The sequence below is a fragment of the Dankookia sp. P2 genome (assembly GCF_050632255.1).
Classification (GTDB): Bacteria; Pseudomonadota; Alphaproteobacteria; order Acetobacterales; family Acetobacteraceae; genus Paracraurococcus.
Genome location: NZ_CP192581.1, coordinates 399,440 through 413,102, shown reverse-complemented (window position 1 = coordinate 413,102; position 13,663 = coordinate 399,440). Strand labels below are relative to the sequence as shown.

The following is a 13,663-nucleotide window of genomic DNA, read 5'->3' as shown; positions in this document are numbered from 1 at the left end:
AGTTCAGCAGGGTGGCGACCCGCCCGGTCAGCTCCGGCGGGAAGCGCTGGGCCAGGACGGAATAGGAGATCGGTCCCGCCGAGCCGGCGCATGCGAAGCCGAACCACAGCAGGGACAGCGCCAGCACCCCTGCGGCTGGGCGATCAGTACGCCCTGGATTGCCAGCATCGCCGCCATGCCGCCGTAGCAGAGCCGCATCGCGTCGGTGCCGCGCGCCTGCATCGCCGAGGCGAGCTGCCCGCCGCAGAGCTGGCCGGCCATGATGCCGAGCGCGTAGCAGAACAGCACCCCGGCGCGCGCTCCATCGCCGAGCCCGCCGACATCGCGCAGCCAGGGCCCGGCCCAGAGCCCCTGATAGGTGAAGACCTGAGCCGAGAGCAGCGCCACGGCCGGCATGGTGCGGACGAAGACGGGATGGCGGGCGATGCGGGCGACCTCGGCGATCTCCGCCCCGAGCGGCCGCCGCACCCGCGCCTTGGCGCCCGGCGCCGCGACCGGCACGGCGAATCGCAGCCAGAGCGCCGCCAGCACGGCCAGGCCCGCCAGCCCGAGGAAGACGCCGCGCCACCCGACCAGGGGCAGGATCGCCTGCACCGGCAGCGTCGCCACCAGCCCGCCGGCCGCGCCGCAGAACACCCCGGCCCCGGTCACCGCCGCCAGCCGGTGCGGCGGGTACCACTGGATGTTCGCCTTCATCAGCCCGATCAGCGCGCCGGCGATGCCGATGCCGGTGACGAAGCGGCCGAGGCCGAGCCAGAGCGGATCCGGCGCCAGGGCGCAGAGGGTGAAGCCGAGCGCCGCGACGAGCGACAGCGCGACCTGCACCACGCGGGGCCCGTGCAGATCGATCGCCAGACCGACCGGCAGCTGTGCCAGCGCATAGGCGGCGAAGAAGACCGCGGCCAGGGCGCCGAGGCCGCTGGCCGAGAGTCCGAACTCCAGCGCTATCGCCGGCCCCAGAGTCGCCACCACGATGCGCGAGGCCTGGTTGATGAATCCGACTGAGGCGAAGGGCAGGCTGATCCGGGCAAAGGTCCGCAGCTCGGACATTCAGGGCAGCCGCAGCCGCAGGCTCAGCGGGCAATGGTCCGAGAGCCGCTCACGCCAGGCTGGGTCGCGTTCGGCATAGACCATGACGCGGAGGCTGTCGGGCACCAGCCATTCGGCCGCGGCGCCGCCCAGCAGGATATGGTCGATGAAGCGGCGGGGGCGGCGCGTCCCGGCCCAGCAGGGGTCGGAGAAGCCCTCGGTCGCCCGGCGCAGCGGGCCGGCCGGGGCGAGGATGCGGAGGAAGTCGTCTTCGCCGCCGGCGAGGGCGCGGTTGAAGTCGCCCAGGATGGCGAAGGGAATGCCCTCCCGCTGCCGCTCCGCCGCCCAGCCCGCGAGGATGCCGGCTTGGCGCGAGAGCTGCTCGCAGTCCCGGCCGGGTGTCGCCAGGGCCGCATCGCGGCACCCGGCATCGAGGTGGATCGAGAGCAGCCGCAGCTGCTGGCTCCCGGCCTGCAGCGTGATGTCGGTGCCACGCCGCAGCGAGAAGCGGGCGCGGGGGTGCAGGTCCAGCGCCTCGAGGTCGGGATTCTGCGTCGCCGCCAGGCTTCGCCTCACCGCGAAGCCGGCGCGCTGGATGTCCCGCTCGGCCGGGAAGAAGAAGGCGTAGACGCCGGGGTCGAAGACCCGGGCAGCGGCCTCTGGTCCATCCACCTCCTGCAGGGCGACCACGTCGGCGTCGAGCCGCTTCGCATAGCGCGCCAGAAGCTCTAGGTCGCCCGGGTTCCGCACAGGCAGGCCGCGCGGCAGCTCCGGGTCGCCATAGGCCCGGAGCGTCAGCCAGGCGAGATTCCAGGAGGCGAGCTTGAGCTCCGCCGCATGGGCCGGGGCGGCAAGGGCGAGGGCGAGGAGAAGCAGGAGGCGGCGCATCCCGGCAGAGTGCCGCTGGCCTTCCGCGATGGATAGGGATTCGGCGCAGGCGACCATGGGCCGGCAGGCGCGCTATGCTGCGGCGAGGAATGGGAGGCAGCGATGCGGCGGATGATGCTGGCGATGCTGGTGCTGGCGGGGCCCGCTTCGGCCCAGGCGCCTGGCGGGCCACTGCCGATGGCGGAGCTTGCGGCGGCCCTGCCGGCCGAGCTGGCCGGCTGGCGGCGCGGCGCCGTCACCGACTTCGCCCAGCGTCCGGGCGCTGCCGGGCTCGGCGCCGCGGTCGAATACCGGCCCGTCGCCGGCGGGCCGGGGGTGGCGACGGTCTACCTCTATGATCGCGGCATGGCGGGGCTGCCGGAAGGCGTCGCCTCGGAGCAGGTGGCCGGCGAGATTCGCGCCGCGGTAGGGGAGGTGGAGGCGGTCGGGCCGCTGCGCCGCTTCCAAGTGGCCGGCCGCGGCACGCTGACCGATATCCCGGGGCGCGGCGGCCGTCCCGGCCTGCGCTGCGAGCCCTTGCTGCTGGCCTTCGAGGGCGGCAACCGTGCCGACAGCCATGTCTGCCTGGGGGTGGTGGCCGGGCATTTCCTCAAGCTGCGGATGACCCTGCCGGCCTCGGCCGAGGCGCAGTCGGCCAACATGGTCGCAAGCTTCGCCGAGGCCCTGCTGGCGAGCGTGCAACCGCCGCCGCCGCTTCCGGCGAGGCGCGCGGGGCGGTAGCCGCCCCGCGGCTAGGCCTCACCCGGGGATCCGCACCGGCAGGCTGCGGATGCCATGGATGAAGTTCGAATACGTGCGCTTCGCCTCGCCCAGCACCTCGATCCGTGGGAAGCGGGCCAGGACCTCCTCCCACAGGATGCGCAGCTGGAGCTCGGCCAGCCGGTTGCCGACGCAGCGGTGCACGCCGAAGCCGAAGGAAAGGTGCTGCCGCGCCTTCGGCCGGTCGATGATGAAGCGGTCGGGCTCTTCTATCGCCTCCGGGTCGCGGTTGCCGGAGACATACCACATGACGACCTTGTCGCCGGCGCGGATGGTCTTGCCGTGCATCCCGAAGTCGCGACTGGCGGTGCGGCGCATGTGGATGACCGGGGTGACCCAGCGGATCATCTCGGAGACCATGTTGGGGATCAGCCCGGGATCGGCGCGCAGCTTGTCCCACTCGGCCGGGTTCTGCGAGAGCGCCAGCAGCCCGCCCGACATGGGATTGCGGGTGGTGTCGTTGCCGCCGACGATCAGCAGGCCGAGATTGCCCATGAATTCGCGGAACGGCATCTCCCGCGTCGCCGCGCCATGCGCCAGCATCGACAGCAGGTCGAAGCCGGGCGGACGCTCCTTCCGCGCGTTGAACAGGCCGGCCATGGTCTCGGCCATCACCTTCAGCTCGGCGAAGCGCGCCTCCTCGGACTGCACCGGCGCCTCGGGGTCGGTGATGTCGGCGATAGCCACGTCGGACCAGTGGGTCAGCTTGCGGCGGTCCTCGACCGGGAAGTCGAAGAGCGTCGCCAGCATCAGCGTGGTCAGCTCGATCGAGACATGCTCGACCCAGTCGGATTCCGGTTGCGCGGCAGCCCGTCCAGCACGCGCTGCGTCCGCTCGCGGATCAGCGGCTCCATGTTCGCCAGGTTGCCGGGGGCGACGATGGGCTGCACCACCTTGCGCTGCTCGTCGTGCTTCGGCGGGTCCATGCGGATGAAGCTCGGCCGCTGCATGTCCTTTGGCTGGTCGATCACCTGGATGCCGCCGAGCTCGGAGGAGAAGACCTGGTGGTTCACCTCTGCCGCCATGATGTCCTTGTAGCGGCTAATCGACCAATAGGGGCCGAAGCGGCTGTCGGCGCACCAGTGCAGAGGGTCCTCCCGCCGCAGCCGGTCGAAATAGCCGTGGTAGGTCTGCGCCTGATAGAGGCCCGGGTCGCTGACATCGAAGCGGTCCAGCGGAAGCTGCAGCGCGCGCCGGTCGGTGACGGCATTCATGGACGGTGGTCTCCCTCGCGGGGCCGCGTCTCTGCGCGGCGCCCGGGGAGCCTAGCGGAAGCCGCCCGCCAGGGGGAAGGGAATTCAGCCCTTCGCCTTGCCCGCGATGATGGCGCCTGACAGCGTCTCGGGGTTGCGTTCCCACCAGCGCCCGGCATCGACCCAGGTGATGAAGTCCAGCACGGCTCGGTTGAAGGCGTCCGGGTCCTCGATATTCATGGTGTGGCCGCAGCGTGGCATGACCAGCAGGGCCGAGGTCGAGATGACGCGCTTGAGGTAAAGGCTCGGCTCCAGGGTCGGATCGTCCTCGTCGCCGGCGATGATGAGGGTCGGCAGCTTCATCCGGCGGAACTGGTCCTCCAGCTCGAAGAGGCTCGGCCGCTCCCGCTGCACCCCCGCATGGTCAGCACGGCGCCGTCGGTGTCGTGCTCGGAGAGCTGGGACATGAACTCGGCATAGCCGCGCGGGTCCTTCTCCTCGAAGACCAGCCGGGTCGGGCCGCGGCCATAGGTCTTCGCCATCTTCCACATGCCTTCCTCGGCGATGCGGCTGGCCGTGGCGTCGATCTCGGCGCGGAACTGGTCGCGCTTGCCGGGCTGGGCGCCGTAGCCGACCCCGGCCGCGGTCAGGCTGCGCACGAGATGCGGGTGGCGCAGGCCGAGATGCAGGGTGGCGAAGGCGCCCATCGACAGGCCCACCACATGCGCCGGCGCCAGGTTCAGCCCGGTGATGACGGCGGCGATGTCGTCGGTCGCCCGGTCCTGCGAATAGGCGGCCTGGTCGTGCGGCACGGCGGAGGGCGGGTAGCCGCGGGCGTTGAAGGCGATGCAGCGGTAGCGCCGGGCAAGCGCGCGCATCTGCGGCTCCCAGGCCCTGAGGTCGCCGGCATATTCGTGGACGAAGACCAGCGGCGTGCCGGTGCCGGCCTCCTCGTAGTAGAGCTCGACCCCGTCATCCGTCGTGACCACCGGCATCTGCCTGCTCCCCCAAACCGCGGCAAGGCTACCCGCCGCCCGCCGCCCCGGAAGCCCGGCTTGCGCGAATTGCATGGCTTCGCGAGGGGAGGGGGTTCAAAGGGGACAGGATTGGTCCTATTTGAAGCCGGCGAAAGGGACGGTGCCGTGCTGAGGTTGTCGAAGCTCACCGACTACGCCGTGGTGGTGATGGCCCGGCTGGCGCTGGATGGTGCAGGGCCGGCCGGCCATGTGCAGACCGCTCCCGGCCTTGCCGGTGCGACCGGCATCGCCGAGCCCACCGTCGCCAAGGTGCTCAAGATGCTCGGCACCGCCGGACTGGTCGAAGGCGTCCGCGGTGCCCGCGGCGGCTACCGGCTGACCCGGCCGCTGCCTTCGGTGCCGCTGTCCGATGTCATCGTCGCGGTGGACGGGCCGATCGCGCTCACTGCCTGCGTCGATGGTGGCGTCGGATCCTGCGAGGCGGAGGGTGTCTGTGCCGTCCGTGGCCGCTGGGACCCGGTGAACGACGCCATCCGCCGCGCGCTTTCCGGGATCACCGTCGCCGACCTGGCGGGACCGGCGCATTGCCCCGCCATCCGGGCCACCGCCTCCCTCGCCCCCATGTTTGCCGAATAGGACCGCGCATGCCCGCAGTCACCGAGACGATCGACACCGTCCAGTCCGTCACCGAAGGCGCCTACAAGTGGGGCTTCGAGACGGAGATCGAGATGGAGTTCGCCCCGAAGGGGCTGAACGAGGACATCGTCCGCTTCATCTCGAAGAAGAAGAACGAGCCGCAATGGCTGCTCGACTGGCGGCTCAAGGCCTTCGCCATCTGGCAGAAGATGGAGGAGCCACGCTGGCCGGCAGTGACCTACCCGCCGATCGACTACCAGGACGCCTACTACTACGCCGCGCCGAAGGCCGGGCCTAAATCGCTGGACGAGGTCGATCCCGAGCTGCTGAAGACCTACGCCAAGCTCGGCATTCCGCTGAAGGAACAGGCCTTCCTGGCCGGGGTCGAGGGCGCCGGGGACTCGGCCGCCGATGCGCGCATGCCGATCGCGGTGGACGCCGTCTTCGACAGCGTCTCCGTCGCCACCTCCTACAAGGAGCGGCTGGGCAAGGAAGGCATCATCTTCTGCTCGATCTCGGAGGCGGTGCACAACCACCCCGAGCTGGTGCGGCAGTATCTCGGCACCGTGGTGCCGCAGGGCGACGATTTCTACGCCGCGCTGAACAGCGCGGTCTTCACCGATGGCAGCTTCGTCTACATCCCGAAGGAGTGCGCTGCCCGATGGAGCTGTCCACCTACTTCCGCATCAATGCCAAGAGCACCGGGCAGTTCGAGCGTACGCTGATCATCGCCGATGAGGGCGCGACGGTCTCCTACCTCGAGGGCTGCACCGCGCCGATGCGGGACGAGAACCAGCTGCATGCTGCGGTGGTCGAGCTGGTGGCGCTGGACGATGCCAGCATCAAGTACAGCACCGTGCAGAACTGGTACCCCGGCGACGCGGAAGGCCGTGGCGGCATCTACAACTTCGTCACCAAGCGGGCGCAGTGCCGCGGCAGGCGCAGCAAGGTGAGCTGGACGCAGGTGGAGACGGGCTCCGCCATCACCTGGAAGTACCCGTCCTGCGTGCTGCTCGGCGATGACAGCGTCGGCGAGTTCTATTCCGTTGCCATCACCAACAACCGGCAGCAGGCGGATACCGGGACCAAGATGATCCATGTCGGCAGGCGCACGACATCGACCATCGTCTCGAAGGGCATCTCGGCAGGGAAGGGGCAGAACACCTATCGCGGCCTGGTGCGCGTCGCGCCGACCGCGAGCAACGCCCGCAACTTCACCCAGTGCGACAGCCTGCTGATCGGCGACCAGTGCGGCGCCCATACCGTTCCGTATATCGAGAACCGCTGCATGACGGCGAAGACCGAGCACGAGGCCACGACCAGCCGCATCGCCGAGGACCAGCTCTTCTATTGCCGCCAGCGCGGCATGACCCAGGAGGAGGCCGTCGGCCTCATCGTCAACGGCTTCTGCCGCGAGGTGCTGAAGGAGCTCCCGATGGAGTTCGCGGTGGAGGCCCAGAAACTGCTGCAGATTTCCCTGGAAGGTTCGGTGGGTTGACCATGCTGAAGATCGAAGGACTGACCGCCGAGGTCGAGGGCAAGCAGATCCTCAAGGGGATCGACCTGGACGTTCCCGCCGGCGAGATCCACGCCATCATGGGCCCGAACGGCTCGGGCAAGTCGACGCTGTCCTATGTGCTGTCGGGCCGCGAGGGCTACGAGATCACCGGCGGCAGCGTGACCTTCGACGGGAAGGACCTGCTGGCGATGGAGCCGGAGGAGCGCGCCGCGACCGGCCTGTTCCTGGCCTTCCAGTACCCGGTGGAGTTGCCCGGCGTCGGCAACGCGCTCTTCCTCCGCACCGCGCTGAATGCCGTCCGGAAGGCGCGCGGCGAGCCGGAGCTGGATGCGATGCAGTTCCTGAAGGTCGCGCGCGAGCGGCTGAAGGCGCTGCACATCCAGGAGGACATGCTGAAGCGCGGCGTCAATGTCGGCTTCTCCGGCGGCGAGAAGAAACGGAACGAGGTACTGCAGATGGCCCTGCTGCAGCCCCGAATGGCGATCCTCGACGAGACCGACAGCGGGCTCGACATCGACGCGCTGAAGATCGTCTCGGACGGCGTCAACGCGCTGCGGGCCCCGGGCTTCTCCGCCCTGGTCATCACCCATTACCAGCGCCTGCTCGACTACATCGTGCCGGACAAGGTGCATGTGCTGATGGGCGGCCGCATCGTGCAGACCGGCGGGCCGGAGCTGGCGAAGCAGCTGGAGGAGACCGGCTACGCCAATGTGCAGGCCGCGGCATGACGGCGCATCCCACAGGCGCCGCGGGCTTCCTGCACCGCTTCGAGGGGCTGCGTACGCGCCTGCCCGGCGCGCGGCTGCCCTGGATCCAGGCGCTGCGCGAGCAGGCGGCCGAGGCCTTCCGCGGCCAGGGCTTCCCGACCCGGCGCGTCGAGGCCTGGAAGTACACCGACCTGCGGCAGGTCGCCGATGCCGGCTTCGATGAGGCGCTGAGCGCGGTGGACAGCGCGCCCGCGCTGCCGCCGGCGCATGGCGGCGCCCGCGCGGTCTTCGTCGATGGCCGCAGCCGGCCGGACCTCTCCTCGCTCGACGGCCTGCCCTATGCGGTCGAGAGCCTGGCCGCGTCGCTCGAGGCGCAGGAAGGCCGGCTCGGCAGCCTGGCGCGCCCGGCCGAGCAGCCGATGGCGGCGCTCAACACCATGCTGTTCGAGGACGGCCTCGTCGTCACCGTCCCGGCCGGCGTCGCCGGCGGCGTGCTCGACCTGGCCTCGCTCGGCACCGCCTCGGAGCGGCCGGAGGCGTTCCATCCGCGCCACCTCATCCGGCTCGAGCCCGGCGCCAGCCTCACGCTGATCGAGACCGCGACCGGCCCGGCCGAGGCGCGCTACCTGCACAACCCGGTCTATGAGATCGAGGTCGCCTTCGGCGCCACCCTGACCCATGCCCGCATCCAGCAGGAGGCACCGCGCGCCTTCCAGCTGGCGACCGTCTATGCCCGGGTGGAGAAGGGCGGCACCTACGACAACTTCACGCTCAATGCCGGGGCGAAGCTGGTACGGAACGAGATTCACGCCATCCTGGCCGGCCCGGCGGCGACCTGCCACATGAACGGCGCGCAATTGCTGCGCGACGGCCAGCATGCCGACACCACCACGGTGCTGGACCATGCGGCGCCCGATTGCGCCAGCCGGCAGACCTACAAGACGGTGCTGATGGGCAAGTCCCGCGGCGTCTTCCAGGGCCGCATCCATGTCCACCAGGTGGCGCAGCGGACCGATGGCTACCAGATGAACCAGGCGCTGCTGCTGTCGCCCGAGGCCGAGATCGACAGCAAGCCGCAGCTGGAGATCTATGCGGACGACGTGAAGTGCAGCCATGGCGCGACGGTCGGCGAGATCGATGCCGACCAGCTCTTCTATCTCCGCGCCCGCGGCATCCCCGAGGCCCGTGCCCGCGCCATGCTGGTCGAGGCCTTCCTGACCGAGGCGGTCGAGGGCGTGCAGGACGAGACGGCGCGTGCCGCGCTCGGCGCGGCGGTGGCCGGCTGGTGGGAGGCGGCGGCGTGAGCTTCGACGTCCAGCGCATCCGCCGGGACTTCCCGATCCTGTCGCAGACCATCCGCGGCAAGCCGCTGGTCTTCCTCGACAGCGGCGCCTCGGCGCAGAAGCCGCGTGCGGTGATCGACGCCATGGTCCGCTGCATGGAGGAGCGCTACGCCAACGTCCATCGCGGCGCCTATTTCCTGAGCGAGGCGGCGACCGAGGCCTATGAGGCGGCGCGCGGCGCCGTCGCGCGCTTCATCAATGCCGCCGACCCGCGCGAGGTGATCTTCACCAGCAACAGCACGGCCGCGATCAACCTGGTCGCGCATAGCTGGGGCAGGGGGTGATGCAGGCCGGCCAGGCGGTGCTGATCTCCGAGATGGAGCACCATGCCAACATGGTCCCGTGGCAGATGCTGCGGGATGCGGGCCGGGGGATCGAGCTGCGCATTGCCCGGGTGACGGATGCCGGCAAGCTCGACATGGAGGACGTCGCCGCCAAGCTGGCCGACGGCAAGGTCGGCCTGGTTGCCATCACCCACATGTCTAACGTGCTGGGCACCGTGACGCCGGCCGAGCGGCTGGTCGCCATGGCGCATGCCGCTGGCGCGAAGATTTTGTTCGACGGCTCCCAGGCCGCGGTGCACCGTCGCGTCGACATGCAGGCGCTCGGCGCCGACTTCTACGCCTTCACCGGCCACAAGCTGTACGGGCCCACGGGCATCGGCGTGCTCTGGGCGCGGCTCGAGCACCAGGAGCGCATGCCGCCCTTCCTCGGCGGCGGCGACATGATCTCGATGGTCACGCTCGACCGCGTCGAATGGGCGCCGCCGCCGGCGAAGTTCGAGGCCGGCACCCCGCCGATCGTCGAGGCCATCGGCCTGCACGCCGCGATCGACTACGTCTCCGCCATCGGCATGCCGGCGGTCGAGGCGCATGAGCGCGGCCTGGTCGACCACGCCATGCGGCGGCTGTCCGACATCGAGGGCGTCGCCCTGCTCGGCCGGGCGCAGGACCGCGGCGGGGTCTTCGCCTTCTCCCTCGACAATGCCCATTCGCACGACCTGGCGACCCTGCTCGACCGCGCCGGCATTGCGGTGCGGGCCGGGCGGCATTGCGCCGAGCCGCTGCATACGCGCTTCGGCGTCGAGGCCGGCACGGTGCGCGCCAGTTTCGGCCTCTACACCACCGAGGGCGAGATCGACTACCTGGCCGAGGCGCTGACCAAGGCCCGCGAGTTCTTCGCATGACGGCGGCGCGCGGCATGCCGTGGCCTCCGTCGGAGGATTGCTGATGTTCGACGACCTGCGTGACCTCTACCAGGAGGTCATCCTCGACCACGGCCGCAAGCCGCGGAATTTCCGCCGGCTGGAGGATGCCGACCGCACTGCCCGCGGCGACAACCCGATGTGCGGCGACCGGCTGGAGCTCTTCCTCAAGCTGGATCCGGACGGCGGCATCGCCGATGCGGCCTTTCAGGGCCGCGGCTGCGCCATCTCCACCGCCAGCGCCTCGCTCATGACCGAGACGGTGAAGGGCAAGTCCGCCGCGGAGGCGCATGCGCTGTCCGACCGCTTCCGCGCCCTGGCGATGACCGGCAGCTGCCCGGACTGCGGCACCGACCTGGCGGAGGAGATGGAGCGGCTGCAGCCGCTGTCCGGCGTGCATGAATTCCCCAGCCGCGTGAAGTGCGCGACGCTGGCCTGGCACACCCTGAACGCGGCGCTCGACAGTGCGCCCGGCGAGACCAAGGAGGCGAGCAGTGAGTGACGACGCCACCACCACGCCCGCCCTGCACGGCGCCTGGACGCCGGAGGGCGAGACCGCGCCCGCCACCCCCAAGGTGAGCGAGGATGCGATCATCACCATGCTGAAGACCGTCTTCGACCCGGAGATCCCGATCGATATCTATGAGCTCGGCCTGATCTATGCAGTCGAGATCGATGATGACGGCAAGGTCAAGGTCGAGATGACGCTGACCACGCCCTCCTGTCCCTCGGCGCAGGAACTGCCGAGCCAGGTGGAGGAGAGCGTCCGCATGGTCCCTGGCGTAACCGACGTGGATGTCGAGGTGGTCTGGGATCCGCCCTGGGACCAGGGGCGGATGAGCGAGGACGCCCGCCTCGCCCTGAACATGTACTGAGCCCGGAGGGCCGCACGAGATGAGCACCACCGCCACGCCCCCTGCCCGCGCGCGGCGCGCCCTGCCGCCGCTGATGCAGCTGACGGAGGGGGCCGCCGAGCGCCTGCGTGGGCTCTACGCCGCGGGCGAGCAGGGCCGCCTGCTCCGCATCGCGGTCAAGACCAAGGGCTGCTCCGGCCTGTCCTACGACCTGTCCTGGGTGGACGGGCCGCAGAAGGGCGATGAGCGTGACCGACAGGGGCGTCACCGTACTGGTCGACAGCAAGGCCAGCCTCTTCCTGATCGGCACCGTGATGGATTACGAGGTGAAGGCGATGTCCGCCGGCTTCACCTTCACCAACCCGAACGAGAAGGGTCGCTGCGGCTGCGGTGAGAGCTTTCACGTCTGAAGCCGCTCGCTACCGCTTGATCGGGCGGTAACGCAACCGATCCTACCATCTTCGGCTCATTCCTTGGGAATGAGCGGTGGAGCTCGTGGTGCGATCTGCGGTCTTGGCGGTTTTAGGGGCGTTGGTCTTGCCGGGTGTGGCGCTGGCGCAGTCGAATGGTCCGCGGGTTCATGCCGGTGAGGGCATCGGCGGAATCTTCAGCGAGGTTCGCGGTGGCGTGCTCTGGCACGACCCGACCGCCAAGGAGAGCAGCCCTGCCTTGAACGGTGAGCTTGCTCTTCGTCAGCCCGGTCCCGGTGCGGCTGACCGCGGACATCGACCCGCTCTATCGCTGGCTGCTGGAGCCCCGGCCCCATATCGGCTTCACCGCCAATCTCGAAGGCAAGACCAGCAAGGGCTATGCCGGTCTGACCTGGACCGCGATGCTGGCGCAGGACGTCCTCCGCCCCGGCGACGGCATCCGCTTCGATCTGCTGTTCGGCGGCTCGGTCAATGACGGCAAGCACGACGCGCGGCTGCCGGACCGGAAGGATCTCGGCGGCAACCTGCTGTTCCATATCGGCGCGGAGATCGGCTACCAAGTGAATCCGGCGGTGTCGGTTTCCTTCTTCGTGGACCATGACTCGAATGCTGGCACGGCGCGCCGGAACCAGGGGCTGAACAGCCTCGGCCTGCGCCTGGGTTACGCGCTGTAGCGCCAGGCTGACCATGCCGCCGCACGGTATTCCGGGGGGCGCCGCGCGACCGGATCCGCGCAAGGGCGCTGGTTCAGAGACCAGCAAGCTGGCTGTGGAAATCTCAGAAGGCGGGGCAGGACGCGCTCAGTCGGTGCCGCGTCGCCATGGCTCACGCGGGCTCCGCCGCCGGCATTAGGCCCGGGGTCCCGCGCTCCTTCCTTGCACGGCATTCGGGCGCCATGCGCGCACGGCCAGATCGATCTGGGAGATCGGCATTGTCCAGGACCTTCATTCTCGGCATCAACGAGGCCGTCGACGGCTCGGCCTATCTGACCACCAAGGCGGTCTATGACCTGGTGGGACACAATGTCGGAAACCTCGCCTTCCACTATGCGGTGGGGAAGATCCTGGAAGGGCCGCAGGATTCGCTCCCCTGGCACACCGACCCGCAGCAGCTGAACGCGATGCGCCGCATCGGCGTCATGCCCTGCGCCAACCAGCTCGGCCCCCATGCCGATTACGGCCGGCTCGCCGAACGCTTCAGCAGCATCGGCATCCCGCTGGTGGCGATCGGCCTTGGCGCCCAGGGCGGCTCCGACTACGGCCTGCCGGAGGTCCCGGCCGGCACGCTGAACTGGATCCGGGAGATCGCCGGCCGCTCGCCGCTCGGCAATCCGAATATCGGGGTGCGCGGCGCCTACACCCTGAAGGTGCTGGAGGCGAACGGGCTCGGCGAGCGCGCCACGGTCACCGGCTGCCCGTCGCTCTTCCTCAATCCCGATCCGGCACTCGGCCGGAAGATCGAGCAGCGGGCCAGCCGGACGATCGGCCGGGTGGCGATCGCCGCCGGGCACCAGAAATGGACGCAGCTCGGGGCCATCGAGCTTTCCCTCACCCGGCTGCTGGACCGGCTCGGCGGCTCCTACATCGTGCAGAGCCCGATCGAGATGGTTGCGCTTGCCCGCGGCGAGGCCGACACGCTGCCCGAGGCCGACCTGCTGGAATGCCGCGACTATGCGCGGCCCGACCTGTCGGTCGAGGAGTTCAAGACCTGGTCCCGCGCCTATGCCCGCGCCTTCTTCAACATCTCCGAATGGATGGAGCATCTCCGCTCCGTCGACTTCGTCGTCGGCACGCGGATCCATGGCGTGATGCTCGGCCTGCAGGCTGGCGTGCCCGGCCTCTGCATCGCGCATGACTCCCGCACCCGCGAGATGTGCGAGACCATGGGCGTCCCCTTCGTCATGGCGCGCGAGATCATCAAGGGCGCCTCGCTCGACAAGCTGCGCGGCCGCTTCGTCTTCGACGGCGCAGCCTTCGACCAGCATCGCAGCGTGCTGGCCGGGCGGCTGGACGGCTTCCTGCAGAGCAACGACATCGCCAGCTCCGCCTGGCTGCGCCGGATCATCGCCGGCTGACCGGCGCCGCCGCGACCACACGGCCAGGTGCCGGCGCTCCGCGTCGGCA

14 protein-coding genes and 3 pseudogenes are annotated in these 13,663 nt (G+C 69.9%); 11 read left to right on the top strand and 6 right to left on the bottom strand.

What is annotated here, in order from left to right; all coding sequences use genetic code 11:
* Positions 1-27: 27 nt before the first annotated feature.
* On the bottom strand, positions 28-1,050 hold the full coding sequence (locus ACQ86J_RS02355; RefSeq protein WP_431269869.1) for an MFS transporter: 1,023 nt from the start codon (positions 1,048-1,050) through the stop codon (positions 28-30).
* A complete protein-coding gene (locus ACQ86J_RS02350) occupies positions 1,051-1,917 on the bottom strand; it encodes an endonuclease/exonuclease/phosphatase family protein (RefSeq protein WP_431269868.1) in 867 nt (288 codons plus the stop codon). It abuts the gene before it with no gap.
* A 102-nt stretch (positions 1,918-2,019) separates the two neighbouring features.
* Between ACQ86J_RS02350 and ACQ86J_RS02345 the strand changes: the two genes are divergently transcribed.
* Positions 2,020-2,637: a hypothetical protein gene (locus ACQ86J_RS02345; RefSeq protein WP_431269867.1), complete on the top strand. Its 618-nt coding sequence runs from the start codon at positions 2,020-2,022 to the stop codon at positions 2,635-2,637.
* A gap of 18 nt (positions 2,638-2,655) precedes the next feature.
* Here ACQ86J_RS02345 and ACQ86J_RS02340 read toward each other — a convergent pair whose 3' ends face one another.
* From ACQ86J_RS02340 to ACQ86J_RS02325, 4 genes are all read right to left on the bottom strand, one after another.
* Entirely contained in the window at positions 2,656-3,426 is a 771-nt protein-coding gene (locus ACQ86J_RS02340; RefSeq protein WP_431269866.1) for a cytochrome P450, read from the bottom strand.
* 8 nt (positions 3,427-3,434) lie between these two features.
* Positions 3,435-3,890 (bottom strand): hypothetical protein, encoded by a 456-nt coding sequence (locus tag ACQ86J_RS02335; RefSeq protein ID WP_431269865.1) that lies wholly within the window; start codon positions 3,888-3,890, stop codon positions 3,435-3,437.
* A gap of 84 nt (positions 3,891-3,974) precedes the next feature.
* Positions 3,975-4,232: an alpha/beta fold hydrolase gene (locus ACQ86J_RS02330; RefSeq protein ID WP_431269864.1), complete on the bottom strand. Its 258-nt coding sequence runs from the start codon at positions 4,230-4,232 to the stop codon at positions 3,975-3,977.
* On the bottom strand, positions 4,229-4,864 hold the full coding sequence (locus tag ACQ86J_RS02325; protein ID WP_431269863.1) for an alpha/beta fold hydrolase: 636 nt from the start codon (positions 4,862-4,864) through the stop codon (positions 4,229-4,231). The genes ACQ86J_RS02330 and ACQ86J_RS02325 overlap by 4 nt, the downstream gene beginning before the upstream one ends.
* Positions 4,865-5,011: 147 nt before the next feature.
* Between ACQ86J_RS02325 and ACQ86J_RS02320 the strand changes: the two genes are divergently transcribed.
* The 10 genes and pseudogenes from ACQ86J_RS02320 to ACQ86J_RS02275 all read left to right on the top strand — a co-directional run bounded on the left by ACQ86J_RS02320 (position 5,012) and on the right by ACQ86J_RS02275 (position 13,614).
* Entirely contained in the window at positions 5,012-5,482 is a 471-nt protein-coding gene (locus ACQ86J_RS02320; protein WP_431269862.1) for an SUF system Fe-S cluster assembly regulator, read from the top strand.
* Positions 5,483-5,490: 8 nt separating this feature from the next.
* Positions 5,491-6,980, top strand: a pseudogene (sufB, locus tag ACQ86J_RS02315) (Fe-S cluster assembly protein SufB).
* Between the two features lie 2 nt (positions 6,981-6,982).
* Entirely contained in the window at positions 6,983-7,729 is a 747-nt protein-coding gene (sufC, locus tag ACQ86J_RS02310; RefSeq protein WP_431269861.1) for a Fe-S cluster assembly ATPase SufC, read from the top strand.
* Positions 7,726-9,012 carry a Fe-S cluster assembly protein SufD gene (sufD, locus tag ACQ86J_RS02305; RefSeq protein WP_431269860.1) on the top strand — a complete coding sequence of 429 codons (1,287 nt, stop codon included), beginning with the start codon at positions 7,726-7,728 and terminating at the stop codon, positions 9,010-9,012. The genes sufC and sufD overlap by 4 nt, the downstream gene beginning before the upstream one ends.
* A pseudogene (locus ACQ86J_RS02300) lies at positions 8,994-10,237 on the top strand (aminotransferase class V-fold PLP-dependent enzyme). Before sufD ends, ACQ86J_RS02300 begins: the two are co-directional and overlap by 19 nt.
* Before the next feature lie 43 nt (positions 10,238-10,280).
* Positions 10,281-10,757: a Fe-S cluster assembly sulfur transfer protein SufU gene (sufU, locus tag ACQ86J_RS02295; RefSeq protein ID WP_431269859.1), complete on the top strand. Its 477-nt coding sequence runs from the start codon at positions 10,281-10,283 to the stop codon at positions 10,755-10,757.
* A complete protein-coding gene (locus tag ACQ86J_RS02290) occupies positions 10,750-11,130 on the top strand; it encodes an SUF system Fe-S cluster assembly protein (protein ID WP_431269858.1) in 381 nt (126 codons plus the stop codon). Before sufU ends, ACQ86J_RS02290 begins: the two co-directional genes overlap by 8 nt.
* A gap of 19 nt (positions 11,131-11,149) precedes the next feature.
* Positions 11,150-11,519 (top strand): annotated as a pseudogene (locus tag ACQ86J_RS02285) (HesB/IscA family protein).
* A gap of 266 nt (positions 11,520-11,785) precedes the next feature.
* Entirely contained in the window at positions 11,786-12,214 is a 429-nt protein-coding gene (locus ACQ86J_RS02280) for an acyloxyacyl hydrolase (protein ID WP_431269857.1), read from the top strand.
* A gap of 257 nt (positions 12,215-12,471) precedes the next feature.
* A complete protein-coding gene (locus ACQ86J_RS02275) occupies positions 12,472-13,614 on the top strand; it encodes a polysaccharide pyruvyl transferase family protein (protein ID WP_431269856.1) in 1,143 nt (380 codons plus the stop codon).
* Positions 13,615-13,663: the final 49 nt, after the last annotated feature.

What these genes read in the sequence shown, in the direction of transcription:
- sufU (WP_431269859.1), top strand. Translation starts at nt 10,281, where the DNA reads ATGTTCGACGACCTGCGTGACCTCTACCAGGAGGTCATCCTCGACCAC.
- sufC (WP_431269861.1), top strand. Translation starts at nt 6,983, where the DNA reads ATGCTGAAGATCGAAGGACTGACCGCCGAGGTCGAGGGCAAGCAGATC.
- ACQ86J_RS02330 (WP_431269864.1), bottom strand. Translation starts at nt 4,232, where the DNA reads ATGAAGCTGCCGACCCTCATCATCGCCGGCGACGAGGACGATCCGACC.
- ACQ86J_RS02355 (WP_431269869.1), bottom strand. Translation starts at nt 1,050, where the DNA reads ATGTCCGAGCTGCGGACCTTTGCCCGGATCAGCCTGCCCTTCGCCTCA.
- sufD (WP_431269860.1), top strand. Translation starts at nt 7,726, where the DNA reads ATGACGGCGCATCCCACAGGCGCCGCGGGCTTCCTGCACCGCTTCGAG.
- ACQ86J_RS02335 (WP_431269865.1), bottom strand. Translation starts at nt 3,890, where the DNA reads ATGAATGCCGTCACCGACCGGCGCGCGCTGCAGCTTCCGCTGGACCGC.
- ACQ86J_RS02325 (WP_431269863.1), bottom strand. Translation starts at nt 4,864, where the DNA reads ATGCCGGTGGTCACGACGGATGACGGGGTCGAGCTCTACTACGAGGAG.
- ACQ86J_RS02340 (WP_431269866.1), bottom strand. Translation starts at nt 3,426, where the DNA reads ATGCTGGCGACGCTCTTCGACTTCCCGGTCGAGGACCGCCGCAAGCTG.
- ACQ86J_RS02345 (WP_431269867.1), top strand. Translation starts at nt 2,020, where the DNA reads ATGCGGCGGATGATGCTGGCGATGCTGGTGCTGGCGGGGCCCGCTTCG.
- ACQ86J_RS02350 (WP_431269868.1), bottom strand. Translation starts at nt 1,917, where the DNA reads ATGCGCCGCCTCCTGCTTCTCCTCGCCCTCGCCCTTGCCGCCCCGGCC.